The sequence below is a fragment of the Leeia oryzae DSM 17879 genome (assembly GCF_000376945.1).
Lineage (GTDB): Bacteria > Pseudomonadota > Gammaproteobacteria > Burkholderiales > Leeiaceae > Leeia > Leeia oryzae.
This window is the reverse complement of record NZ_AQXU01000018.1, coordinates 33,249-58,199: the sequence shown is the minus strand read 5'-3', so window position 1 is coordinate 58,199 and position 24,951 is coordinate 33,249. Positions and strand designations below refer to the sequence as shown.

25 protein-coding genes are annotated in these 24,951 nt (G+C 52.8%); 14 read left to right on the top strand and 11 right to left on the bottom strand.

The genetic code is table 11. The features are described 5' to 3' along the window. The first annotated feature begins 4 nt into the window (after nucleotides 1-4). On the top strand, nucleotides 5-778 hold the full coding sequence (locus F552_RS0105175; protein ID WP_018150663.1) for a GNAT family N-acetyltransferase: 774 nt from the start codon (nucleotides 5-7) through the stop codon (nucleotides 776-778). A 39-nt stretch (nucleotides 779-817) separates the two neighbouring features. Further along, complete coding sequence (gene gatB / locus F552_RS0105170; protein ID WP_026182409.1) at nucleotides 818-2,251, top strand: Asp-tRNA(Asn)/Glu-tRNA(Gln) amidotransferase subunit GatB; 1,434 nt, start codon at nucleotides 818-820, stop codon at nucleotides 2,249-2,251. An 82-nt stretch (nucleotides 2,252-2,333) separates the two neighbouring features. Here gatB and F552_RS0105165 read toward each other — a convergent pair whose 3' ends face one another. The 5 genes from F552_RS0105165 to cyaY form a co-directional block, all read right to left on the bottom strand. Beyond that, on the bottom strand, nucleotides 2,334-2,834 hold the full coding sequence (locus F552_RS0105165; protein ID WP_018150661.1) for a peroxiredoxin: 501 nt from the start codon (nucleotides 2,832-2,834) through the stop codon (nucleotides 2,334-2,336). A gap of 139 nt (nucleotides 2,835-2,973) precedes the next feature. Then, the gene (hslU, locus tag F552_RS0105160; protein WP_018150660.1) at nucleotides 2,974-4,305 is read right to left on the bottom strand and encodes an ATP-dependent protease ATPase subunit HslU; all 1,332 of its coding nucleotides are present in this window, start codon (nucleotides 4,303-4,305) and stop codon (nucleotides 2,974-2,976) included. A 53-nt stretch (nucleotides 4,306-4,358) separates the two neighbouring features. Then, nucleotides 4,359-4,895: an ATP-dependent protease subunit HslV gene (hslV, locus tag F552_RS0105155; RefSeq protein WP_018150659.1), complete on the bottom strand. Its 537-nt coding sequence runs from the start codon at nucleotides 4,893-4,895 to the stop codon at nucleotides 4,359-4,361. Between the two features lie 106 nt (nucleotides 4,896-5,001). Further along, nucleotides 5,002-6,174, bottom strand: a complete 1,173-nt coding sequence (locus F552_RS0105150; protein WP_018150658.1) for a type IV pilus assembly protein FimV — start codon at nucleotides 6,172-6,174, stop codon at nucleotides 5,002-5,004. A 52-nt stretch (nucleotides 6,175-6,226) separates the two neighbouring features. Further along, complete coding sequence (cyaY, locus tag F552_RS0105145; protein WP_018150657.1) at nucleotides 6,227-6,544, bottom strand: iron donor protein CyaY; 318 nt, start codon at nucleotides 6,542-6,544, stop codon at nucleotides 6,227-6,229. Between the two features lie 108 nt (nucleotides 6,545-6,652). On the opposite strand from cyaY, the gene lptM reads away from it, so the two are divergent. After that, a complete protein-coding gene (gene lptM, locus F552_RS21070; RefSeq protein ID WP_373280216.1) occupies nucleotides 6,653-6,802 on the top strand; it encodes an LPS translocon maturation chaperone LptM in 150 nt (49 codons plus the stop codon). Between the two features lie 94 nt (nucleotides 6,803-6,896). Here lptM and rfaE2 read toward each other — a convergent pair whose 3' ends face one another. Beyond that, complete coding sequence (gene rfaE2 / locus F552_RS0105135) at nucleotides 6,897-7,388, bottom strand: D-glycero-beta-D-manno-heptose 1-phosphate adenylyltransferase (RefSeq protein WP_018150656.1); 492 nt, start codon at nucleotides 7,386-7,388, stop codon at nucleotides 6,897-6,899. A gap of 13 nt (nucleotides 7,389-7,401) precedes the next feature. Next, nucleotides 7,402-8,232 (bottom strand): ferritin family protein, encoded by an 831-nt coding sequence (locus tag F552_RS0105130; protein ID WP_018150655.1) that lies wholly within the window; start codon nucleotides 8,230-8,232, stop codon nucleotides 7,402-7,404. Between the two features lie 259 nt (nucleotides 8,233-8,491). On the opposite strand from F552_RS0105130, the gene F552_RS0105125 reads away from it, so the two are divergent. The 11 genes from F552_RS0105125 to F552_RS0105080 all read left to right on the top strand — a co-directional run bounded on the left by F552_RS0105125 (nucleotide 8,492) and on the right by F552_RS0105080 (nucleotide 20,091). Then, nucleotides 8,492-10,204 (top strand): proline--tRNA ligase, encoded by a 1,713-nt coding sequence (locus tag F552_RS0105125; RefSeq protein ID WP_018150654.1) that lies wholly within the window; start codon nucleotides 8,492-8,494, stop codon nucleotides 10,202-10,204. A gap of 2 nt (nucleotides 10,205-10,206) precedes the next feature. After that, nucleotides 10,207-10,851 carry a lytic transglycosylase domain-containing protein gene (locus tag F552_RS0105120; protein ID WP_083917431.1) on the top strand — a complete coding sequence of 215 codons (645 nt, stop codon included), beginning with the start codon at nucleotides 10,207-10,209 and terminating at the stop codon, nucleotides 10,849-10,851. A gap of 265 nt (nucleotides 10,852-11,116) precedes the next feature. Further along, nucleotides 11,117-11,425 (top strand): Grx4 family monothiol glutaredoxin, encoded by a 309-nt coding sequence (grxD, locus tag F552_RS0105115; protein WP_211208223.1) that lies wholly within the window; start codon nucleotides 11,117-11,119, stop codon nucleotides 11,423-11,425. 72 nt (nucleotides 11,426-11,497) lie between these two features. Further along, nucleotides 11,498-12,727 carry an O-antigen ligase family protein gene (locus tag F552_RS0105110; protein WP_018150651.1) on the top strand — a complete coding sequence of 410 codons (1,230 nt, stop codon included), beginning with the start codon at nucleotides 11,498-11,500 and terminating at the stop codon, nucleotides 12,725-12,727. A 105-nt stretch (nucleotides 12,728-12,832) separates the two neighbouring features. After that, entirely contained in the window at nucleotides 12,833-13,015 is a 183-nt protein-coding gene (locus F552_RS21065) for a prepilin-type N-terminal cleavage/methylation domain-containing protein (RefSeq protein WP_018150650.1), read from the top strand. Nucleotides 13,016-13,074: 59 nt separating this feature from the next. Next, nucleotides 13,075-13,419 (top strand): hypothetical protein, encoded by a 345-nt coding sequence (locus F552_RS0105100; protein WP_156802224.1) that lies wholly within the window; start codon nucleotides 13,075-13,077, stop codon nucleotides 13,417-13,419. A 93-nt stretch (nucleotides 13,420-13,512) separates the two neighbouring features. Further along, entirely contained in the window at nucleotides 13,513-13,860 is a 348-nt protein-coding gene (locus F552_RS20480; protein ID WP_156802223.1) for a hypothetical protein, read from the top strand. A gap of 130 nt (nucleotides 13,861-13,990) precedes the next feature. After that, nucleotides 13,991-14,800, top strand: coding sequence for an ABC transporter permease (locus tag F552_RS0105095; protein ID WP_018150648.1), 810 nt, complete (start codon nucleotides 13,991-13,993; stop codon nucleotides 14,798-14,800). 46 nt (nucleotides 14,801-14,846) lie between these two features. Continuing rightward, nucleotides 14,847-18,350, top strand: coding sequence for a tetratricopeptide repeat protein (locus tag F552_RS0105090; protein WP_018150647.1), 3,504 nt, complete (start codon nucleotides 14,847-14,849; stop codon nucleotides 18,348-18,350). Then, nucleotides 18,347-19,174 (top strand): hypothetical protein, encoded by an 828-nt coding sequence (locus tag F552_RS19960; protein WP_018150646.1) that lies wholly within the window; start codon nucleotides 18,347-18,349, stop codon nucleotides 19,172-19,174. Before F552_RS0105090 ends, F552_RS19960 begins: the two co-directional genes overlap by 4 nt. Nucleotides 19,175-19,272: 98 nt before the next feature. Next, the gene (locus F552_RS0105080) at nucleotides 19,273-20,091 is read left to right on the top strand and encodes an ABC transporter ATP-binding protein (protein ID WP_169333570.1); all 819 of its coding nucleotides are present in this window, start codon (nucleotides 19,273-19,275) and stop codon (nucleotides 20,089-20,091) included. Between the two features lie 68 nt (nucleotides 20,092-20,159). On the opposite strand, the gene F552_RS0105075 is transcribed toward F552_RS0105080, so the two are convergent. From F552_RS0105075 to leuS, 4 genes are all read right to left on the bottom strand, one after another. After that, nucleotides 20,160-20,525 (bottom strand): lysozyme inhibitor LprI family protein, encoded by a 366-nt coding sequence (locus tag F552_RS0105075; RefSeq protein WP_026182404.1) that lies wholly within the window; start codon nucleotides 20,523-20,525, stop codon nucleotides 20,160-20,162. Between the two features lie 83 nt (nucleotides 20,526-20,608). Continuing rightward, nucleotides 20,609-21,643, bottom strand: a complete 1,035-nt coding sequence (gene holA / locus F552_RS0105070) for a DNA polymerase III subunit delta (protein WP_018150643.1) — start codon at nucleotides 21,641-21,643, stop codon at nucleotides 20,609-20,611. A gap of 9 nt (nucleotides 21,644-21,652) precedes the next feature. Further along, nucleotides 21,653-22,165 (bottom strand): LPS-assembly lipoprotein LptE, encoded by a 513-nt coding sequence (locus tag F552_RS0105065; RefSeq protein ID WP_018150642.1) that lies wholly within the window; start codon nucleotides 22,163-22,165, stop codon nucleotides 21,653-21,655. A gap of 20 nt (nucleotides 22,166-22,185) precedes the next feature. Then, on the bottom strand, nucleotides 22,186-24,795 hold the full coding sequence (gene leuS, locus F552_RS0105060; RefSeq protein ID WP_018150641.1) for a leucine--tRNA ligase: 2,610 nt from the start codon (nucleotides 24,793-24,795) through the stop codon (nucleotides 22,186-22,188). Nucleotides 24,796-24,951: the final 156 nt, after the last annotated feature.

The window sequence follows — 24,951 nt, the reverse complement described above, 5'->3', positions numbered from 1 at the left end:
CGGTGTGACCAGTTTGCAGGATGAACTGGAACAGCTGGCCTTGCAGGCCTGGCCTGCCGCGCAGCAGGTGAACAAGTCGGGCTGGGTATGGCGCAGCAACGGGGGCTATACCAAGCGCGCCAATTCGACATGGGTTACGCAATACACCGGCTTGCCGGTGGCGCCGTTACTGGACTGGGTTGAACACCAGTACGCCGCGATTGCCCTACCGGCACAGCTGAAACTGACCGATGACGTGCCTCCGGGATTCACGCAAGTGCTTATGCGCCGGGGCTATCGTCTGCTGGACCCGAGCTGGGTCATGACGGCAGCGCTGACAGATCTGGGGTCTGCTCTGCCGGGAGGTGTCCGGTTGATGACTGCGGATGATATCTGGCAGCGTGCTTACAGGGTGCTATCTGGCATGCCTGAGGCACATTACGGGCCTTTCGCCCGGTTGCTGCAAGCCATGCCACCGCATATCGGCGCCATGATCACCCGGCAAGATCAGGTGGTTGCGCTGGGGCTGGGTATCGTGCAAGGCAACTGGCTCGGATTGTGCGATATCGTGACGCATCCGGAGCATCGCCGTCAGGGGCTGGGTGAGCAGATCGTGCAGGCACTGATGCAATATGGCGTGCGGCAGGGTTGTCAGCGGGCCTGGTTGCAGGTGTTCGACAAAAATGCGGCAGCAATCGGCTTGTATCACAAGTCCGGATTTGAAAAAGTGTATGGCTACCACTACCGGGTCAAGGATATGCAAGGGACCGGGCGTGATGGCAGCAATGAGATGAATTGATGGATGCCCGCAGGCATCCGGTATGAGAAGGGTTTTACCATGCAATGGGAAGTTGTGATCGGGCTTGAAGTCCACGTGCAGCTCAATACCAAATCCAAGATTTTCAGCGGTAGTTCAACGGCGTTTGGCGCCGCGCCCAACGCGCAGGCCAATGCGTTTGATATTGCCTTGCCGGGCGTGCTGCCGGTACTGAACCGTGAGGCGGTCGAAAAAGCCATCCGCTTTGGTCTGGCCATTGGGGCCAAGGTGAATCGCACCTCCATCTTTGCCCGCAAAAACTACTTCTATCCGGATCTGCCCAAAGGTTACCAGATCAGCCAGTTTGAACTGCCGATTGTGGAAGGCGGGACGCTAGCCATTCAGGTTGGTGATCAGGAAAAGGTTGTTGAACTGACCCGTGCCCATCTGGAAGAGGATGCCGGCAAGTCGCTGCATGAAGACTTCCATGGCATGTCTGGTATCGACTTGAACCGTGCTGGCACGCCATTGCTGGAGATTGTGTCCGAGCCGGTTATGCGCTCCAGTGCAGAAGCATCGGCCTATGGCAAGGCATTGCATTCGCTGGTGACTTGGCTCGACATGTGTGACGGCAATATGCAGGAAGGCAGTTTCCGCATGGATGCCAACGTGTCTGTGCGCCCGAAAGGCGAAACCAAACTGGGGACGCGTTGCGAAGTCAAAAACGTCAACTCGTTCAAGTTTCTGGAAAAAGCCATTGATTTTGAAGTCCGCCGCCAGATCGAACTGATCGAGGATGGGGGTAAGGTGGTGCAGGAAACCCGTCTGTACGACCCGGATCGGGACGAAACCCGCTCCATGCGCAGCAAGGAAGACGCACACGATTACCGGTATTTCCCGGACCCGGACCTGTTGCCGCTGCAAGTGAGCGAGGCCTGGATCGAACGCGTTCAGGCGGGATTGCCAGAATTGCCGCAGGCGCTGAAAACCCGCTTCATGGCAGACTATGCCTTGCCGTTGGCAGACGCCAGCCAGTTATCCGGCAACAAGGCTGTGGCATCCTTCTTTGAAACCGCGGTCAAGACACTGGGCGGCGAAGGCAAGCTGGTGGCCAACTGGGTACTGGGCGAGGTGATGGCTCAGCTGAACCGTGAAGAAAAGAGTATCGACGCCAGCCCGGTCACACCGCAGCAACTGGCCGGCCTGCTCAAGCGCATCAGTGATAACACCATTTCCAGCAAGATTGCCAAAGATGTATTTGCGGCGATGTGGGCGGGCGAAGGTGAGGCGGATGCCATTATTGATGCCAAGGGGCTGAAGCAGATCACGGATACGGGTGCCATCGAGGCGGTGATTGAAGACGTGCTGGCCAATAATGCTGCCATGGTAGCGGAATACAAGGCCGGCAAGGAAAAGGCCTTTAATGCGCTTGTCGGTCAGTGCATGAAAGCCTCCAAAGGCAAAGCCAACCCGGCACAGGTCAACGCCTTGCTCAAGCAGAAGCTGGATGCCTGAACCGGCATGTAAAGACAATAAGAGACAACAAAAAACCCGCTTCGGCGGGTTTTTTGTTGTGATGCGCTACCAAGCCGGCAGCTTACAGTGCGGCCAACACAGCTTCTGCGCTACTGACTTCGAATTTGCCAGCAGCTTCCACATTCAGCGCTGTCACGACGCCGTTTTTCACAACCATGGCAAAGCGCTGGCAACGCATGCCCATGCCACGTGCTACCAGATCCAGTTCCAGACCCAGTGCCTTGGTGTAGGTAGCGCTGCCATCGGCGATCATGCGCACTTTGCCACTGGCCCCTTGCTGAACACCCCAGGCATGCATCACGAAGGCATCATTGGCGGCAAAGCACCAGACTTCATCCACACCCTTGGCACGGAATGCATCAATCTGGGCCACATAACCCGGCAAATGCTTGGCCGAGCAAGTTGGCGTAAACGCACCCGGCAGACCAAAAATCACAATGGTCTTGTCCTTGACCAGGTCCGCAACCTCAAACGTGTTCGGCCCGATGCTGCAACCGTTACCTTCAACCTCGACATATTCCGTTACTTGACCTGCAGGCAGGGTTTGTCCAATGGCAATCATGTATCACTCCTTGTGATGGCATTTTCTTCAGCCAATGCTGAATGAGATGCATTATTAACCCTGTGCAGGGTATGGTTATGCGTCTGCAAATGTATCGGGCCCGCACTTGGCGGGCCCGATACGGTCAGCAGATCACGGTTTATAACACGTATCTGGCGAGGTCTTCGTTCTCGGCCAGTTCGCCCAGTTGCGCATCTACAGCGGCCGCATCCAGGGTGATCACTTTATTGGTCTCATTGGCGCACTGGAAACTGATTTCTTCCAGCAACCGTTCCAGCACGGTATGCAAACGGCGTGCGCCAATATTCTCGGTCTTTTCGTTCACCGACCAGGCAATTTCGGCCAGGCGATGGATGGCGTCCGGTGTGAAGTCCAGTGTGACGCCTTCCGTGGCCAGCAGGGCCTGGTATTGTTTGGTCAGGCAAGCATCGGTGCTGGTCAGGATGCTTTCAAAGTCTTTGACCGACAAGGACTCCAGCTCCACACGAATCGGGAACCGCCCCTGCAATTCGGGGATCAGGTCTGACGGTTTGGCCAGATGGAACGCGCCGCTGGCAATGAACAGGATATGGTCGGTCTTGATCATGCCGTATTTGGTGGAAATGGTCGTGCCTTCCACCAGCGGCAGCAGGTCGCGCTGTACCCCCTGACGAGAGACCTCGCCACTGTTCTGTCCGTCCGAGCGACTGGTAATCTTGTCGATCTCGTCCAGAAACACAATCCCGTTCTGCTCGACGTTCTTCAGAGCCTTGGCCTTGACCTCGTCATCGTTGACCAGTTTGGCGGCTTCTTCGTCAATCAGCAGCTTGAAAGCCTCCTTGACGGACAGCTTCTGGCTTTTCTTTTTGCCGGTACCCATGCTCTGGAACATGCCCTGAATCTGGCTGGTCAGGTCTTCCATGCCGGGTGGGGCAAAAATCTCCGCGGTCATTTTCGGCGCTTCCAGCTCGATCTCGATCTCTTTGTCGTCCAGAGCGCCTTCACGGAACATTTTGCGGAATTTCTGCCGGGTGGTGCTATCTTCCGGTTTGTCTTCTTCCAGGCCAAAGCCGACTTGCCGTGGTGGCAACAAGGCATCCAGAATCCGGTCTTCAGCCCGGTCTTCGGCATGATGACGCTGTTTGTGCGCTTCCTGTTCGCGTGTCTGCTTGATGGCCATTTCTGCCAGATCGCGGATGATACTGTCCACGTCACGACCGACATAGCCCACTTCCGTAAACTTGGTGGCTTCGATCTTGATGAACGGCGCATCGGCCAGTTTGGCCAGGCGACGGGCGATTTCTGTTTTACCCACCCCGGTCGGGCCGATCATCAGGATATTCTTTGGGGTGATTTCCTGGCGCAACGGGTCCGCTACCTGCTGCCTGCGCCAGCGGTTTCTCAGGGCAATCGCCACGGCTTTCTTGGCGGCATTCTGGCCGATGATGTGTTTATCCAGTTCGTGGACAATTTCTTGGGGGGTCATGCTCATGGGCATATTCCGTATTCAGTCAGTGGTCGTGGCAATGGCAAAGTACCTTGCCGTTAATCCAGGGTTTCGATCAGGTGGTTCTGATTGGTGTAAATGCAGATGTCACCGGCAATGGTCAGTGACTTTTTGACAATCTCGGCCGGGCTCAGCTCGGTGTTTTCCCACAGGGCACGGGCGGCGGACTGGGCAAATGCGCCGCCAGAACCAATGGCGGCAATGCCTTGTTCCGGTTCCAGCACGTCGCCATTACCGGTGATGATCAGGGTATGGTCCCGGTTGGCAACCGCCAGCATGGCTTCCAGGCGGCGTAGCATGCGGTCGGTACGCCAGTCTTTGGCCAGTTCTACGGCTGCGCGCAGCAAATGGCCCTGATGCTTTTCCAGTTTGCCTTCAAAACGCTCGAACAAGGTAAAGGCATCTGCGGTACCGCCAGCAAAACCAGCCAGAATTTCATCATGGTACAGGCGGCGGATTTTACGTGCGGTAGATTTGATAACGATGTTGCCCAGGGTGACCTGGCCGTCGCCACCCAAGGCGACCTGCTTGCCGCGGCGGACAGAAAGGATCGTTGTGCCGTCAAATTGCTGCATATGTGCTTTCCCGGTAGTGATACCAAGCTAGATGCGGGCAGTTTTCAAGAACTCAAGAGGTCAATGGTAATTCGATGCTGCCAGCGTGGGAGGCAGGCGTGTCTGTTTACTTGCGGTAGTGCACTTTGCAGAAAGCCTGGATATCCAGTACGCGGAACAGGCCGCCAACCAGGTGCGATACGTGGCGCAGATGCACCTCTTTGCCTCGCTGCTGCAACTGGATGAGCAGATTCAGCAAGTGCCCGCCCGCCACAAAATCCATCCGGTCGAGCTTCAGGCAGGCGATCGTGATCTTGCTTTTGTCTTCTGCATAGGCAAGCAGCTGGTCCAGTTCGTCTGTACGGGCACCCGTATAGGCGCCTTCGAGCGGGAAGAAGTCTTCATCGGTGACGACCGATGCCGGTGTCACCGCCGGGAGGGCGGCTGGCGTTTTGGCTGCAGCGGGCTTGGGCGGCTCCCACGAAGGCGGCGAAACCTCGAACGTCACCGCATAATCGACGGCTGCATTGTCAAAGCAGGTTTCATCGTTTAGCCACTGCAGAAATTCCAGCCGCAATAACCAGAATGGTGCGTCATCTGCATTGGCCCGGCCGGTTTCAATATGGCTTGCCAAGAGCTGGTCCAGATTTTCTGCCTGCTTGAAGGTCAGGTGCTTGTGCTGCAGGCGGAAATCCCGAAGCGCTTTGCAGAGCAGATTGGCACCGTCAGCTTCCAGGGTGGCGACTGCGGCACAGCCAACCTCTACCTTGCTAAATTTTTGCAGGTACTGTTCGAGCTGGCGTATGGCAATGGTGGTGTGGGCAAGGTCCAGCTGCGGTGGCAAGGCCAGCTGTCCTTCGACATCAGGTGCGGCCTTGACTTTCTTGTGGTTGGAGCGCCATGTCGGGCCCGTGCGTTCAAACCGGACGACAAACCGCAAAGCCAGCTCTTCAAAAGCGGCTTTGTTTTGATGCAGCTGGTACAGCTCAAACAGCATTAACCATAATTCGATATCGGATTGCGGGTCTTGCTGTAACTGAGATTCCAGCAGGGCAGCTGCCGCGTCATCCTGCTCATTGGCAAACAGGATGGCAGCTTCTTCCAGGGCAGAGACGTCTGCTGGTGCAATGGATTCGGATAAGGACATGGCCGTATCGGCGACCAGTTCGGATTCGGTGATGACCTCTTCCAGTACAGGTTCCGGGGGCGGTGTATAGCCGGCGGGCCGGGCAACATGAACTTGGGCCTCGGCGATTTTGGGCTCAGCTGTATCGGTCTTTTTTTTGAAAAAAGAAAACATGACTTATCCAGCGCATTCCAGTGTGACTGACTTCATGGGCGCATGACTCAACTCAGGCATGTACGCTGCAAGGCATGCCGGTCTGTTCGCTCAGGACCCGTGACAATGCCGCATAAAAATTTTCTCCGCTCCGGGTGTCTACCCATTGCTCGTTTGCCAGCCGAAAGTGAAACCCTCCGCTTTTGGCTGCAATCCAAAGTTCCTGGTTCGGCGTGTGCCGGTTCACAATGATCTTGCTGCCATCGTCGCATTCGATCTCGAGTACATTGCCTGAAAGAAGGCATTCCAGATCCGCATCTGCATCATCCAGCTGCATGATCAACTGGTTGAAAATCCGGTCGGTGATGGTCAGAAATGCAGATTCTTCCAAGATAGGGCTCTCTATGCGTAAAGTCAACGTTGTTTCGGGCGCAAGGCCAAGCCAGTCCAAGGTTTGTGCGCAAACCTTCGGTGATTGCAACTTGCTATGCTAAGATGAATGACTATTGTCTACCCATCCTGCAAAGTCAAGATCATGTTGCGTCAATTGCTGCTAATTATCACAATTTTACTTTGCCTCAGCGCCTGTGGTGCAAAAGGCCCGCTGTATCTGCCCAAAGCCGGTACACCTGCGCCGGCACAGCCATAATACGAACTAACCCATTTGCCGATATAAAAAAGCGCAACACGATACCTGATCATGTTGCGCTTTTTGTATGGTGGACTACCCAGGCTGGGTGGCGCTACCCCAGTTGCCGGATTTTTGCGAGTGTCGCGGTCGTGGAGGTGTCAAACAAAAACGGAATGCTATGAACCGTACCACCCCAGCCACGAACCTCGGGCGCACCGACGATATTATCCGGCGTCCAGTCGCCCCCTTTGACCAGCATGTCCGGCTTCACCTGCAATATCCGCTCGATCGGCGTGTCTTCGTCAAACCAGGTCACCAGCGATACGCTTTCCAGTGAGGCCATGACAGCCAGGCGATTGGCAAGCGGATTGATCGGTCGATCTTCCCCTTTGCCAAGACGCTTGACCGAGGCATCGCTGTTGAGGGCCACCACCAGACTGGCGCCGAGTGCGCGAGCTTGTGCCAGATAGGTCACATGACCGCGGTGCAAAATGTCAAAGCAACCGTTGGTAAACACGAGTGGGCGTGCCAGTCGTTGGACTGCGGCTTCCAGTGCTTCCGGCGCGATGATTTTCTGCTCAAAGGCAGGGCTTGCATAAGTCATGACGGAAGGCTGCTTAACTGGCGTTGGCCAAAGACTTGCGATACAGGTTCAGCTGTTGCACGGTTTCAAAGTTCTGGTCAAACAGGCTGGACAGGTTGCGCAAAATGCCGCCAATCACGCGGGCTTCGCATTCCTTGTCGAATACGATCTGGTTGTCCAGCCAGTGTTCCAGCCAGTCAGGGTCTGGCAGGCGGCTCTGCACCGTGTCGTTCGGGAACAGCTGCTCGTTCACGTGCAGGTTGGTCGGGTGCAGCGGCTTGCCAGAGCGTGCGCTGGATGCCATCAGAACGCCGATTTTGGTAAAGGCGCGACGGGCTTCATTGCCATCATGCTCGATGGCTTTCTTCATGTATTTCAGATACGCGCCGCCATGGCGTGCTTCATCACGACTGATGGTCTCATAGATGAACTTGATCACCGGTTCGGTGTGCCATTCGCTGGCGCGGCGATACCATTGGGTCAGGCGTACCTCGCCACAGAAGTGCAGCATCAGGGTTTCCAGCTTGGGGGCTGGATCAAATTCAAAGCGTACCTTGTGCAGTTCTTCTTCTGTCGGGCAAAGATCAGGGCGGAAACGGCGCAGATATTCCATCAGGACCAGCGCGTGTTTTTGTTCTTCATAGAACCAGATGGACATAAAGGCCGAGAAATCACTGTCATCCCGGTAGTCGCGCAGGAACATTTCGGTTGCCGGCAGTGCAGACCATTCGGTGATCGCATTCATTTTAATGGTCAATGCCTGCTCGTCAGTAAGCTTGTCCGCCTCAAAATCTGCCCATGGAATATCGGATTCCATGTGCCAGCGGGCTTTTTCCAGGGAGGCAAACAGTTCGGGATACAGCATTGGTCAACCTTTTAAAATGGTGCAAAACCATATAATCCTACAGAAAAAATGATTGCAAATCCATGAATCAGATGTGAATTATTCTTGATAACGACAATGTCATGCCGGTTTGTTGTAAAGTTCTGCCGCCAAGGTAACCACAGGCGCCCGATTGCCTCGTGGAAAAGAATTTCAGGCCCTCGACGACTGTTTCGCTGACAAAAATGCTGCCAGCTCGTAAAATAGCAAGTTACTGTTTTTACTGACGAAGAGTTTACCCATGCGCGCCAGCCAATACCTGCTTACTACATTGAAAGAAGCCCCTGCCGAGGCCGAACTGATTTCCCATCGCCTGATGCTTCGTGCCGGTCTGATCAAGCGCCTGGGCAGCGGCTTGTATACCTGGATGCCGCTGGGCCTGAAGGTACTGCGCAAGGTCGAAGCCGTGGTGCGGGATGAAATGGCCAAAACGGCCAAGGCACTGGAAATCCTGATGCCTGCCGTGCAGCCGGCCGAGCTGTGGCAAGAGTCCGGACGCTGGGAGTTTTACGGTAAAGAATTGCTGCGTCTGAAAGACCGTCACGATCGTGATTTCGTGATTGGCCCGACACACGAAGAAGTGGTGACCGACGTCGTGCGTCGCGACATCAAGAGTTATCGCCAATTGCCGGTTAATCTGTACCAGATCCAGACCAAATTCCGTGACGAGATTCGTCCACGGTTCGGCGTGATGCGTGCGCGTGAGTTTGTGATGAAGGATGGTTACTCATTTCATACGGACTTTGCCAGCCTGGAAAAAACCTACTGGGACTATTACAACGCCTACTGCAACGTATTTAACCGTCTGGGCCTGAAATTCCGTCCGGTGGCTGCAGATACCGGCTCGATCGGCGGTACCGGGTCGCATGAGTTCCAGGTGCTGGCAGATTCTGGCGAAGATGCGATTGTCTGGTGCCCGACGTCAGATTACGCAGCCAATATCGAACTGGCAGAAGCCGTTGCCCCAGCGCATGCACGCCCTGCCGCAGCTGAAACCATGACCAAAGTACATACGCCAGGCGTCAAGACCATCGCTCAGCTGGCAGAATTCCTGAAGATACCAGTCGAGAAAACCGTCAAGGCGGTGGTGGTGGATGGCGAAGACGGCAAACCCGTCTTGCTGATGGTGCGTGGCGATCATTCGCTGAACGAAATCAAGGCCGAAAAATTGCCGCAAGTGAAAGCGCCACTGACCTTCTCGACGCCCGAGTCGATTGTGGCTGCCTTTGGCGCTGCCCCTGGCTCACTGGGTCCCGTCAACTTCCCTGGCATCGTGATCATGGATCGCACCGTTGATCGCATGGCGGATTTTGTGATCGGCTCCAATGAGGACGATCAGCATTACACGGGTGCCAATATCGGCCGCGATTTCCCTGAGCCGATCGTGGCAGACATCCGCAATGTGGTAGAAGGGGATGCGTCGCCGGATGGCAAGGGTGTGCTGGAGATTTGTCGTGGTATCGAAGTCGGGCATATCTTCCAGTTACGTACCAAGTATTCGGAAGCACTGCAGTGTACCTATCTGGATGCCGAAGGCCAGTCGATCCCGATGGAAATGGGTTGTTACGGGATTGGTATTTCTCGTGTGGTGGCGGCGTGTATCGAACAAAACTACGACGATAAAGGGATTGTCTTCCCGCCTGCCATGGCACCGTTTGCATTAGCCATTGTGCCCGTGGGCGCAGATCGTAACCCGCAAGTTGCAGAAACTGCCGAGCGACTCTATGCCGACCTGTTGGCGGCCGGCATTGACGTGTTCCTCGATGACCGTGAAGAACGTCCAGGCGTGAAATTTGCCGACATGGAACTGATCGGCATTCCTTATCGTGTCACCATCGGTGGCAAGGGGCTGGAAAAAGGCGTGGTGGAATTTGTTGCCCGTGCAACCGGCGAGATGCAAGAGCTGGCGGTGGCAGATGCGGTGTCACAGGTTGCCGCGTTGATCGCCAAATAAGCATGCAAAGGTTTGGTGTCAGGCCGGGTGTGACGCTTTGCGTCACTTCCGGACTCGGTAAGTCGGCAGTGGTTGCAGCTGGTTTGCTGGTCTGCCTGCTGGCCGGGACTGCATGGGCCGGCAAGCAAGAGAAAGAGCTGCTGGCGCCATCAGTGCAGACGGCCATGCAGCAGGCTATCAATGATGCAAGAGACCCGCGGCTGATTTTCCCGACCCAGGCAGAAGCAAATGCCTGGATCACCGAAATGATGCGTCGGCTGGAAAAACGCATTCCGGACGAGTTCATGCGGCGGCGCTTGCTGACCATGGTTCAATATGAAGCCACGCGTGCCGGTCTGGACCCGCAAATGGTGCTGGGGTTGATTCAGGTAGAGAGCGGTTTCAAAAAATACGCGATTTCCCCTGTCGGTGCCAAGGGCTTGATGCAGGTGATGCCGTTCTGGGTCACCCAGATTGGTAACGACAAGCACAATCTGTTTGACGAGGCGACCAGCCTGCGCTTTGGCTGCACCATCCTCAGGCATTATCTGGACATTGAAAGAGGCGATTTATACCGGGCGCTGGGTCGTTATAACGGCAGCCTTGGCAAGCCTGAGTATCCCAACATGGTGCTGGGCGCCTGGCGCCGATACTGGCAATGGCCATAGCCATGTGTCCGTCGCGGCAGGTGGAGCAAGACGCGTTTTTCTTGATCTTGCTTATGTCGGCCGTGTGGAACTATGCGAGATAATCCGGTATCCAATCTGAAAGATTGCCTTGAAAAGCCGGGATTTGTCATTTCATTGGCATACAGAACTGACAATTTGCAGTAAAAGTTGACGCTCAGCGTCACCCCGAATAGAATCTCGACTAAATTAGTCAACTAATATGCGCTTGAAAAAGAGCATGTTTTCATCGAATGCATACGGAGCCATCATGAGCGTGCAAGATCAAATCCATCAAACCGTTACCGGCAACAAGGTTGTGCTGTACATGAAAGGTACACCAACCTTCCCGCAATGCGGTTTTTCATCCATGGCGGTTCAAATCCTGAAAGCCTGTGGCGTAAACGACTTTGTGGCCGTGAATGTACTGGAAGATGCAGACATTCGCCAGGGCATCAAGGAATACGCCAGCTGGCCGACCATTCCGCAACTGTACGTTAACGGCGAGTTTGTTGGCGGCTCAGACATCATGAAAGAAATGTTCCAGAACGGCGAGCTGCAAACCCTGCTGGGATAAAACCGATGGCATAAATATGCCACAGCAGATAAGATAAGGGGCTTCGCGCCCCTTTTTCTTTTTGGATACGCCATGAAAACTGAATCCATCCAGGCCATCCTGTTGGGCGCCTTCGGCGTACTGCTGGTCAGTACACTCTGGAACTTCTTCTCCTATATCGATCCTTTTTTCTGGATCATTTTTGATGGGGAATGGCAGTTGGTAGATACGCTGGAGTATCTGACTGCATCCCTGCTCATGCTGTACTTCGTCATCAGGGTAAAAGGCCTGGATGCCGTCCCCAGGTCAGTGCTGGCTGGTTGGCTGATCTATTGTGCTGTGTTGGCATTTACCAATCAGTGGGCAGTGTTCCCAAAAATATCCTGGAAAACCTGGGCGCTGGATGCCGTGATGCCTGGTGCATTCATGTGGTTTAGCGCCGCCATGGTACGCGCAGGTGGACTCGACAAAAAATCTGTCTACCTGCTGTTTGCCTGCTTTGGCGGTGCTGTGTTCTATTTGGCGATGCGGCACACAGATAATCTGGCAGAGGTGCTGGACCCGGTGATGTTTTCTACATTAGCGGCCATTTTGATGCCGGCCTGCCTGATGGGAATGCTGGGAAAGGCTACCGGGGATAATGTGCCACTATGGATTTTCCTGTTTTTCTGTTCCCTGATTCTTGCCCTGCAAATCCGGATCATCTGGCTGGTGATTCCGCTACAGATTGCGGTAATGTTGTGGTTCTGCCATCAGCAGCAAATCAAGCCTGCACGTCGCTTGCTGTGGTGGGGGGTGTTGATTGGCTCTTTGTTGCTCTATAAATATGCATCCATCTATAAACCCGCCAACTGGACCAACTATGCAGCGATTGACCATACAGGGAGTTGGTGGCAGGTGTTTTTCAAGACAGAGCGCTACAGAATTTGGTCTTTTTGGCTGGAGCAAGGCGCCAAGTCGCCTTGGGTGGGGGTAGGTATGGGTTGGGATGTGCCTGCTCGCATGTACGGTCGTTTCAAGCCGGATGATTTACTACCGATTTTTGTCTCGCATGGCCACAATGTATTCATGAACCGTTATTTGCAGTCAGGTATATTGGGAGTGATTGCGTTTGCCGGTTGGCTGGTTCTGGTTGCTAAGCAGGTAGTTGAGCATACAAAATCACAATTGTTACTGACCAAAAGTGTGGCGCTCTTTCAGGTGCTGATGCTATTAATGTTACTTTTCCGGAATTTACCTGATGACGGAATGCGGGGCTTTAACATGGTGCTATATTGGGCCTTGCTTGGTGTTTCATACGGCTGGCCTGTGTCTGATCGCTAACAGTAGCCACATTGGCATTATTCCTTGATTGGCATGCTACTTGCTTATATCATGTTGATGCCGACGGCACGTTTAAGTGAAGTATATTTCCCAAGGGGTCTTAACATGAAAAAACTGCAAAAAGGTTTCACGCTGATCGAACTGATGATCGTGGTTGCTATTATTGGTATTTTGGCTGCAATTGCGATTCCTCAGTTTACTGAGTACACCAAAAAAGGCGAGAATAAAGCAGCCCAATCTGATGCTCGCAACTTCCTGACCAACGCAACTGCAAATTCTAACTCCTGATTTTCTGGAATCAGTTTAGTTAGTGCCCTATTACGTTAATGAATCTGGAGATTAAAAGCATGGATAAGCAAAAAACAATGAAACTGGGTCTGCTGGCCGGTGCTGCGGTATTGAGTCTGGCTGCTGGCAGTGCGCAGGCTACTGATGTCTGTAATGGCAATAGTGCTGCGACAGTTATTGGTGTATCAACTGGAGCGTTCATTACTCAAGGGTTCAATATGAACTGCTCTGCGAATGTGGTTCTGAAATATACAGAAAATAGTACACAGATTGGTGTTTGTGCGGGCTCCCTGAAAGGCAATACTACTTATGGTGGATCAACTGGTGGCGGTTCTGTGGCCTCTGCTGGTAGCTTCGCCACTTTATCTGCTGGCAGTGTTACAACAAGTGTAACAGGCTGCTGAGTGGTTATTTTAAGTAGTGTTTAAGTAGTTGGCACGGCGTCATGTCCGTGCCAATGAAGCTTCTAGTATTTGCACCGTAAAAAAGCGACTGTGATGAAACAGAAAATTGTAACATCTTCTTTGTTTGTCGGAGGTGCCTCGTTCTTGCTGTTGAGTAGCGCTTCAACTGTTACGGCAACTCCGCTATGTACCGGATTAACCACATCTCAAAGCGTGAGCGTGACTGATTCTGCATTATATATTACGCAAGCATTTACAATGCGCTGCTCACCAAATGTAGTGATGGACTATTCAGAAAACTTGCATCAGGTTGCTGTTTGCGCTGCTTCAAACAAAGGTGGTGCAAAGTATGGCGGTGTAACTAATGGTCATTCAATCGTGTCCCAAGGTACTTGGTCGTCAGGGGATGTTATGACGTCAGATGTTGCGAACGGATGTTAATTTGTTTGTATCATAGAGTGTGAGTAGTTGCATGGTTGTGATTGCAAGATTTTAAACAAAACCTCGTTAATGTGTTAGCGAGGTTTTGTTTTTCTATAGGCCCGATCATGTTAATGATTGTGATAAATCGATGATAGATAGCATAACGTTTTTAATCCAAGCCATCTTAATTGCTTACCGTACTAGGCTACTTGCTCTCACTGGCATGCTGGTCTTTTTTGTTTTGTCAGCTATGGGATTGGCCCATAGTTTTTCACCTCGTCAGGCCGATGTTGTGGCACTGGATGTGGCGCTAAGCTGTTTGCGCATCGGTGGTCTTTTGTTATTGCTAATATTGGCTCAGCAATTAATAGTGGTGGACATTGAGCGTCGTGTTATTTTAGGGGTCATCGCCCTGCCCGTGAAACGTCATAGTTATCTTGTTGGACGTTTTCTGGCGATCTCAAGCTTGCTATTGGTTTTTGTAGTTGCGTCTGGTTTAGGAGTGTTTTTGGAAGCGCACTATATGATGCCTGTGTTTGCCGGTCTATCACAACCCGAGTGGTTGAAGATCCCGGCGGTCTTGGGTGGGGTATGGATCGAGCTTGTGGTGATTTTGTCAGCAATGATTTTCTTTACGACATTGGCAAAAACACCTTATCTCTCCGCTATTCTGACCCTTGGATTTGCGGTAGCGAGTCGCAGTTTACATGCGGCATTAAATTATCTGATGCATGATCCAGATGCATCGGCCAAGGTAAAAGTGCGTCTATTACCCGCATTGGATTTTATTCGCTGGCTAGTACCGGATTTGTCCCTGCTAGACTGGCGCGATGCAGCTTTATATGCGCAGCCATGGGAGAAGATGGCTATTTTCCCAAGCATTTTAATGGCCACCGGTTATAGCGCATTGTTGATCATCGGAGCTGTGTGGTTGTTTCAACGACGCGAGTTTGACTGAGTGTGATATTGAGCCCGCTATGGCTCCTAAAAATTAGGTTATCGGTATGTTGAATCAAGTTCAGCAGTATTTGCAAACACAAGATTTTCATAGTGCCTTGATGCTACTGGATAGAATTCCAGTGTCAGAAAGAACGGCAGAAATCTGGTTTTATTTGGGTGTGTCTGCCCAGCAAATCGGAAATACTGATCTGGCCGAGACTTCATTTCGGCAAGTGCTTGTACTCAACCCTCAGTCTATACCTGCCATGCAGAATCTAGCCATTTTGCTAGCTGGGTTACAGCGATATCCAGAGGCGGCGGCATTTTTTGAGCAAGTGCTGCAAGTACAGCCGTTAGCAGGGCAGCTGTGGTATATGCTGTCCGTATGCCTAGTGTCAATGTCTGATAAGACGGGTGCATTAGCAGCGATAAAGCATGCGCTAGAACTTGAACCAGCAAACCAGTTATGGAGAGAAAATTATTGCAAAATACTTGTTGAAGATCGTCAGTTGTTATCAGGGCTGGTCCAGTACGAGCGCTGGTTCTGGCGAGAGCCTGATAATCTGACAAAGAGAATTGGACAGCAACTGGCCTTGCAAACTTTGGGTTTTGGGGAGTTCTTGCCCGAAGAGTTAATAAATATTCCTATGCCAGAGCACCCTGATGGACAGGCACAATGGTTTTTGAGCCGCAGTGTTATTGCATTCATGGAAGGTAACTGGCAGGAAATTATCTCCTTTTATGAGCAATATCCTGATCCAGACCTTCTGGCGGCACCTCAGAAAATGGGAACAGGCATTGTCTATTTGATGGTGGGGCAATTTAAAAAAGGTTGGCCCCTCTACAAGAAACGGAATGATGACTTAGGCGCAATTGCCAGAGTGAATGCGATACACCCACTACCTATTTGGGACGGTGTTTGCACCTCAGGCAAAACTCTCCTGGTGCATGGTGAGCAAGGGGCCGGCGATGTCATTATGTGTGTCCGCTATGTTTCAGAGCTTCAGTCAGCAGGAATGAAGCTTGTATTTAACCTCCCCCCCCAGCAACTTTCCTTATTTGCAGAGGGGAGTACTGCTGCTCAAGATGCTGATACTCCTGAGATTGATTTGACAACCATTGATGCCCAGGTTCGAATGATGGATTTACCTGCGTATTTGTCGACTGATGGCCCAGTATCAGGAGCACCTTATATTGAGATCCCTGAAGTATTGCAGACTAAATGGGGCAAAAGGTTGGGGGTTAAAAAACGTCCAAGAGTAGGTCTTATATGGGAGGGGAATCCGATACATGGACTGGATTGGTTGCGATCAACTGACTGGAGAAGCATCTCCAAACTACTTGAGGTTCCCGATATTGACTGGTATGTCTGTCAATACAAAGTCTCTTTGCCGACTTTATACCAAGGCTGGACTTGCTTGGAAAATATTGGGCAGGAATTTGAGTCTTTCGCAGACACTGCAGCAGCAATTAGCCAACTGGACTTAATTATCACAGTAGATACGTCTGTTGCTCACTTGGCTGGTGCAATTGGAACACCTGTGTGGACTATGTTATCTCAGGAAGGTCTGGATTGGCGATGGGGAGTTGAGGGTGAAAAAACGGGCTGGTATGACTCTATGCTGCTGTTGCGAAGACCTGCAAAGCAGCCATGGAGTGCATTTGTTGAGTCTGAGGTCCTGCCTAGGCTTGCTACTTGGCGACTTAATCAGCCGTTACAATTAGATGATGCATTTGTGCCATGGTGTCGCTTCTTGGCCTCAACTGCCTTGACATGTGACTATCGTGAAACGATCCCCCTCCATCTGGAAACGTGGCCTGAGTGGCTCTTCTGGATAGGATTTTCTCGATGGCAGGAAGATGACTTTAGGCAACTTATGCTTCCGACGCTAGCATTAAAAAATGATGTTGTGTCAAGAGCACTGATGGCCTTGATGGATGAACCTTCTGCACATCACCTCGTAGAAAGGGTCCAGTCAGATGGAGCACCTTATGAGTTTTATTATGCGCTACTGCTCCGTTTTCGGGATGGCAAGAATCCTTCATGGCCATGGGAAAACATCACTCGTGCTGCACTAAATACCTTTCCAGAAGATTGTGAGGTTATTCTTGCACGCGGATTGTATGGCATAAGAAACTGGCGTCAAGCCAAAGACTGGGATATTTGGACGCGCTTAAAGAGTATTTTACAGCGAGATGCGCGTGCTGGTTATTACTTGGCATACGATTATGAGAACCGGGCTAAAATAGACGAAGCGATTAATGCCCTTGAGAGAACCGTGAGATATCGTCCTGATATCAGAATCGCATGGGAGTTATTGGCTCGCCTTTCCCTAAAGGCTGGAGCGCCAATGTTGTCACTTATGGCGGGTCAAAAGGCGGACCAGCTGGGGGCTGGTTACATTAACCGTTTGAATATATGTAAAGCCATGGGTGAAATTGGTAAGACCCATGAGGCACTCCGTTATCAGCAGGTTTTAATAGAGGAAACTCTTGTTCAAGAAGTGCCTGAAAATACTCATGAGCAGTTAACGGCTTGGTGTAAAGCACGAATGCAACTTGGAATGCCTTTTGATGATGGTATTGCTGAAATTGAAAAGGCACTCGATGCAGGTGGTATCTCGGAAGAGGAGCGTGAACTGGGCTGGACGCTTGGCTGGACCTTGCTGAAGTATGGATACTATACCAAGGGTTGGAGATTATATCGTCAGTACATGCAATCATTTATCCCTCCGCGTGGAGATATGGATAATGTTTCTGGAGAAGATATTCTTGTATTTCAGGATCAAGGACTAGGTGATCTTATCCAGGCGTGGCGTTTGGTCACAGCAGGCGTATTGCCTGCCAATTGTCATGTTTTCGTGGGCAAAGACATTTTTCCGTTACTTGCTGTGCAACAGCTGCCAATTTGTTTGAGAGAATCTGACGCGTCACTGTTTGATGAAGCCCAGCAAAATTTCAAAACGGTTCAGCCCATCATGGGTGTTTATGCAGACTGGGAGTCGAGGCGAAATGGGATTGTCTGGACAGATGGAGCCTACCTGACTGTTCCAAAAGACTTGTCTGAACAGTACCGAAAAGTTTTAGAGGAGCTGCCTGGATTAAAGGTGGGGGTGGTCTGGGCTGGAAACGCCGGTTTGTTCAATGATCATTTCCGTTCTACCCGCTTACGTGACTGGTTGCCTTTGGCATCAATTGACGGTGTACACCTGATTTCCTTGCAAAAAGATACACCATCAGACCAGGCTTATGAGGTACCCGAAATTCCTCTGATTAATGGAGGAGGCTTGTGTGACAATTTGCTGGAAACCGCAGCGATGATTATGAATCTCGATCTGGTGATTACACCGGATACCGGGCTGGCGCATTTGACAGGAGCCCTGGGCAAGCCTGTTTGGATGCTGAACTACGCTGTACATACGGATTTTCGCTGGTTGACGGAAGGCGATACCAGTATCTATTACCCAACCATGCGGATGTTCCGACAACAGGGGGCTTGGGAGCCATGGCGTGATGTCTTGCAAAGAGTTGCCGTTGCTTTGAAAGAATTGGTGGATAAGGGGCAATGAGCGAAAATCTAAAATCCAGGGTGATGTTTGTGATTGCAATGCTGGCTGCATTAGGGTTGTACTTGTATGGGGTTAGCCGGCAATCTTGGTCTGCATCAGGTTATAAGCCATCCCTTAGCCAGCCTGAGGTAGTTTTGCCTGCTCCTATCAGCATCGTGCTTGCAGGGGGTGACAAGCATCTCGCTGGGAATCTGTTATTTTTTCGGGTGCTTGTTGCTTCTTTGCAGCAGCTTGACGAAGGCATGCAGCAGAATCTAGCCAACTTACAGCAGCAGGTTTCCGTGCTATTACCTGCACATGAAGATAATTATTATGTGGCTGCAGCTACTTTACCTTGGTTTGGCAAAGTTAAGGAAGCGAATCTAATTTTGCACCGGGCAGGTGAGGCTCGCCCGCATGATCCATACCCGTTCTTTTTTGAGGGATTTAACCTGCAATATTTTTTTGGGGATTATTACCATGGAGCCCAGATGGTGGAGCGTGCTGCACTGGCTGCACCACAGTTCAAGGTAGCTTTGCAGGTAATTGCTGCTAAATGGTATGCCAGAACCCCGACACCTGGTTTGTCTGGGCAAGCTTTGGATCTACTGATTGCTCAGGCCAGAGAACCTGCATTCAAGCAGTTTTTGCAGAAGCAGAAGGCACGACATGAGTTGCTTTTGTCACTGAACAAGAAAGTGGCAATGTTTAGGATGCAGATGCATCGTTTGCCAAGTTCATGGCAGGACATGATTGAGGCGGGCTTGTTAACAGAAGAACCTAAAGACCCCTTGGGTGCCGCATTGATGGTGGATAATCAGGGTAATGCCAGGCCGGTCAAGTAAATACAGGCATGAAGTGAAGGGTGATTGTGGAGCAATTGGCTATTGAACTATCTGGTATCTGTAAAGATGTCAGGTTGGGATTTAAAAAGCGGCGAATCTTGCATGATGTCAATTTACAGATACCTCGAGGGGAAGTGTTCGGTTTTGTCGGCCCCAATGGCGCTGGTAAAAGCACAACCATCAAGGTCATGATGGGGTTATTGACGCCGAGTGCGGGTCAAGCAAAACTGTTTGGGCGCGATCCGAAAAAGGTAACAGCGCGCCAGCAGGTTGCCTATGTGTCTGAAACCCCGACCATTTATGATCGCTTGACACCTTATGAGAGCCTGTCTGGCATGCTGTCGTTTCATGGTGTAAAGGTCGATCAACCCAAACAGTACATCATGCAATGGCTAGATCGTATGGGACTAGCTGAAGCTGCCCACAAACCGGTATACAAGTTTTCCAAGGGCATGGCGCAACGGACTGCGCTGGCACAGGCGCTGGCGGTGCAGCCTAAGCTGTTGGTGCTGGATGAACCGTTGTCCGGACTGGACCCGCTGGGGCGGAAGCTGGTGGTGGATTTGCTGGCCGATTACAAGGCGCAGGGCGGGACGCTATTTTTCTCTTCGCATGTGCTGTTTGATGTGGAGCGGGTGGCGGACCGGTTTGGCCTGATCCTGAATGGCCGTTTGGCGATGGTGCAGACGCCGTCAGATATCGCCAAGCGTTCGACGGAAGTGCATATCCGCTATTTTGGCACGAAGCTGGAAGAAGGTATTCTGGAGGAGACGGGTGGACGGATGCGCTGGACAGTACCGGCAGATGCCGTGTGGGCATCGCTGGAGCAGATTCGTAATGCGGGTGGCAAGCTTGTGGATGTGCAGCAGGCGCTGACGCTGGAGGCGTTGTTTGCCAAAGAGTTGGGTCAGCATTAACGGTGTGGCTTTCCACAAAAAACCTCAGGCCAGCATTGCTGGCCTGAGGTTTTTTGTGGACGGCAGGATCAGAGTTTGCTTTTCATGCACCCTGCGCTCTGGCATTCGCGGGTTCGTTCTTGCAGGAACTGTAACCGCTCGCGGGTGGTGTTGGTGGCGCAGTCCAGGTTCACAAAAAAGCCGCGTTCGTTTTTGTAGCTGCACTGGTCATTACGGTCTTTGATCCAGGCCAGCTGACCGCTTTTCAATTTGCTTTTACCATCGGCATCCAGCAGTTTGGCCAGTTTGCCGTAGCTTTCGTTCAGGTCTTTATCGGTCTGGATGTATACCTTGTTCAGGCAATAGAGGTCGTCAAAGTCATTGCGGACGTGATCACAGTCGGCAAATGCATTCAGGGAAAGTGCGGCGAGCAGCAGGACAAGGTATTTTTTCATGATCATTCCTATCGTAAAGAATGATGTATATTACCATGGCATAAAAGATGCATAAACAACAATATGCGGATAGCTTGCGTGGTTTAGACTGGCAGGTTGGCCGAAGGAATATTGACGCCGCACAAGAGCAAGCCTAACCTGCTGAGCAGGTGCCATGGGTCCTGGTCGCTCATGCCTTTGCAGGCGCGGTCTACCTGACTGGTCAGGGTAACGGCCTCACGAAGGGTGGGGAGTGACAGCCGGCGCAGCGCCTGACTGACCAGGCCCTGTTTGTTGCCCCAGACGCGATTGTCACGGTATAGCTGGTTCAGGGGTTGGTTCTGTTTTTGGCCTTGATAGACGCGGTAGAGGATATGAGCTTCTTCAGTGAGCGTCCATGCCACCAGCGTGGGGGCTTCGCCTTCGGCTTTCAGGCCATCTAACATGCGCATGAAGCGTGCGGCATCGCCGCCCAGTACCGCTTCGGATAACTGGAAGACATCGTAGCGGGCCACGTTCAGAACGGCGTCTCGGACCTGCTCCGGGCTCAGTTCGCCTTGAGGGTGCAGCAGGGCCAGCTTCTGCAGTTCTTGATGCGCGGCGAGCAGGTTGCCTTCGACACGGTCCGCCAGAAAAGCGACAGTGGCATCATCGACAAACTGCCCCTGCTTTGCCAGCCGCTCTTTCAGCCAGGCGGGCAATTGATGGCGTTCAATCGGGGTGACATGCACCACAACGCCGGCATCGGCCAGCGCCTGAAACCATTTGCTGCCCTGTGCGGTTTTATCCAAACGGACGGGCAGGCTGATCAGGATCAGATTGTCGCTGCTGAGGTTTTTGCTGAGCTGCTGCAAGGCTTCTCCGCCTTGCGCACCAGGCTTGCCACTGGGGATGTTTAGCTCGATCAGCTTTTTGTCGGCAAACAGCGACATGGCATCGTTGGCAAACTGCAGTGTCTGCCACTGAAAGTGGGTTTCTGCGGTGTAGGTTTCGCGGATCTGGAAGCCCTGGTTGCGAGCGGCTTGGCGGATAGCATCCTGCGCCTCCAGCAACAGCAGTGGCTCGTCGCCATGCAGGATATACAGACCGGCAAGCGGTCCGCGCAGGTGCTGTAACAGCTGTTCCGGACGGATCAACACGGCAACGGATTACCGGGCTTGCGGCACAACAGGCAATTTGCCCAGTTGGCGCAGCATCTGGAAGATGGCATCCTGACGCATGTCTTTGTACAGTTGTGCCTCTTCCTGTTCTTTCGCCAGCAAGGCATTGTCGCTGTAACTCATGGTACGGGAGAGTGTCAGGGTATTGTCCTGAATGACTTGGCCGCTGGCATCTTGTACCTGATAACTGAAGGCGTAATTCAGCAGGTATTCTTTGGCCTTGCCGTTAATGTCGATGGAACGCAGGGTTTTGCCATGCTGTTCGGTAATGCCGCTTAACTGGTAAGGGGCTGTTTTGGCATCGGTACTCAGGGTAACGCCGGAGCGGGATTCCAGTACCCGGCGAATGCCCTGATCCAGTTCAAAATCACCGGTAGGTTTGACATACAGGTTCTGGAACGGCAACTCCGCCACATCTTGCAGGCCACGCAGGTGGAAACCACACCCGGTAAGCAGGGCGCTGGTAATGAGCAGGCTGGCAAGATGACGGCGGATTGGCATAAGGTTCCTGTTAGCTAAGGTTAAACAACAATGTTGACCAGACGACCGGGTACCACCACGACTTTCTTGGCAGGCTGCCCGTCCAGATATTTCTGGATGGTCGGGTCAGCAAGCGCAGCGGCTTCGATAGCAGCTTTGTCTGCCGCTTTCGGGACGCTGATCTGACCACGCAATTTGCCGTTGACCTGTACGACCAGATCAATATTGGCTTGTTCCAGTGCGTCTGCCAGTGGCTCTGGCCATGGGGCATCCAAGAGTTCGCCGATCTGCTTGTCAAAGCCCAGTTCGCGCCATAGTACATCGGTGATGTGCGGGCTGACCGGGTACAGTGTTCGCAGCAGAATGCCCAGACCTTCGCGCAATACTGCAGGGGAATGACCTTTGAAGCCTTCCAGTGCGTTCAGCAATTTCATGGCGCCCGATACGACCGTGTTGTATTGCAGGCGGGTGTAATCGTCGTTGATCTGTTTGAGCGTCAGGTGAATCTCGCGACGCACCGCTTTGGCATCGTCTGCCAGCTCGGTCAGGCTGCCAGCGCTGCGGACATCGTCCACGTGCTTGTGGGCAAATGTCCACAGGCGTTTCAGGTAGCGCGAAGCACCCTCGACACCACTGTTGGACCATGCAGCGCTCTGCTCGGGAGGCCCGGCAAACATGGTAAACAGACGTGCGGTATCTGCACCAAAGCGGGAGATGATGTCTTTGGGTTCGACCACGTTGTTTTTGGATTTGGACATCTTCTCGATGCCGCCCATGACCACAGGCTGACCGTCTTCCTTGGCGGTGGCAGACAGCGGACGGCCTTTTTCGTCGAACTGTACCTCGACTTCGTTCGGGTAGAACCAGCGTTTCTTGCCGTCTGCTTCTTCGCGGTAGAAGCTTTCGTTCAGCAGCATGCCTTGCGTGAACAGGCGGGTGAACGGTTCATCAATCTTGACCAGTCCCATATCGCGCATGACCTTGGTCCAGAAGCGGGCATACAGCAAGTGCAAGACGGCGTGTTCGATGCCGCCAATGTACTGGTCCATGGCCATCCAGTAATCATTGCGCTCGTCGACCATGCTGCTTGCATCCGGGCAGGTATAGCGCATGAAGTACCAGCTGGAATCCACAAAGGTGTCCATGGTGTCGGTCTCACGCTGTGCAGGGGCACTGCATTTTGGACACGGCACGTTCAGGAAGTCTTCGCGGTGTTTTAGCGGGTTGCCGGAACCGTCCGGAATGCAGTCTGTCGGCAAGACCACCGGCAGGTCTTCATACGGGACAGGGACATCGCCACAATGCGGGCAATGGATGATTGGGATCGGGGTGCCCCAGTAGCGCTGGCGGGAGATACCCCAGTCGCGCAGGCGCCAGGTGGTTTTCTTCTCTCCAATGTCTTTGCCGATCAGGTCGGCCGCGATAGCATCAACGGCGGCTTTGTAACCTAGACCGTCGTATTTGCCGGAATTGACTGTCACACAACGCTGCTTGTCGCCATACCAGTCTGCCCAGGCGTCGGTGCTGAAGGTTTCGCCTTCAACCTGTACAACCTGTTTGATCGGCAGGTTATATTTCTTGGCAAAAGCGAAATCGCGCTCGTCGTGTGCAGGTACGCCCATCACGGCGCCGTCGCCGTAGGTCATCAGCACATAATTGCCAATCCAGACTTCGACTTGCTCGCCAGTCAGCGGGTGGGTCACGAAGAGGCCGGTTGGCTGGCCTTTCTTGTCTTGGGTGGCCAGCTCGGCTTCTGTGGTGCCGCCGTGCTTGCATTCATCGATGAAAGCGCCAAGTGACGGATTCAGTTCGGCGGCGCGGGTTGCCAGCGGGTGCTCGGCGGCCACAGCGCAGAAGGTCACGCCCATGATGGTATCGGCACGCGTGGTGAACACGTACAGCTTGCCGTCCTGGATCAGGGAGCCTTGTGCGTCACGGATGTCGTGGCCAAAGGCGAAGCGTACGCCTTCGCTCTTGCCGATCCAGTTGCGCTGCATGGTGCGCACCTGGTCTGGCCAGCCATCCAGCTGCTCGATGCTGGACAGCAGTTCTTCTGCGTATTGGGTGATGCCGAAGTAGTAACCCGGGATCTCGCGTTTTTCAACAATTGCACCGGAGCGCCAGCCGCGGCCGTCGATGACCTGTTCGTTGGCCAGTACGGTCTGGTCGACCGGGTCCCAGTTCACCACCTGGGTTTTCTTGTAGGCGACGCCTTTTTCCAGCATTTTCAGGAACAGCCACTGGTTCCATTTGTAGTAAGAAGGATCACAGGTGGCCACTTCACGCGACCAGTCAAATGCCAGACCCAGCGGCTGCATCTGCGCTTTCATGTCCGCGATGTTGGCGTAGGTCCATTCGGCCGGAGATTTCTTGTAGGCGATGGCGGCGTTTTCCGCCGGCAGGCCAAACGCATCCCAACCCATTGGCATCAGGACGTTGTAGCCCTTCATCCGCAGGTGGCGAGCCAGCATGTCGTTAATGGTGTAGTTGCGGACATGACCCATGTGCAGTTTGCCGGATGGGTAAGGCAGCATGGAGCAAGCGTAGTATTTGGGCTTGTTCTTGTCTTCTGTCACGCGATAAGCATTTTGTGCGGCCCAGTGCTGTTGGGCGGCGGCTTCCACTTCGGATGGACGATACTGGTCTTGCATGATGCAAAAATCCTTGATCTTGGGTCGTATAGCAAAAGGGCGATTATACCCGTTGCGCAGGGGCGTATCTATAGACGTACTTCAGGAATGTTGCATGGCGGATGGCCGGTTCGGGTTTGCGCCGATGGCGCCAGGCAAGCGCGTCAGGCAGCAGAG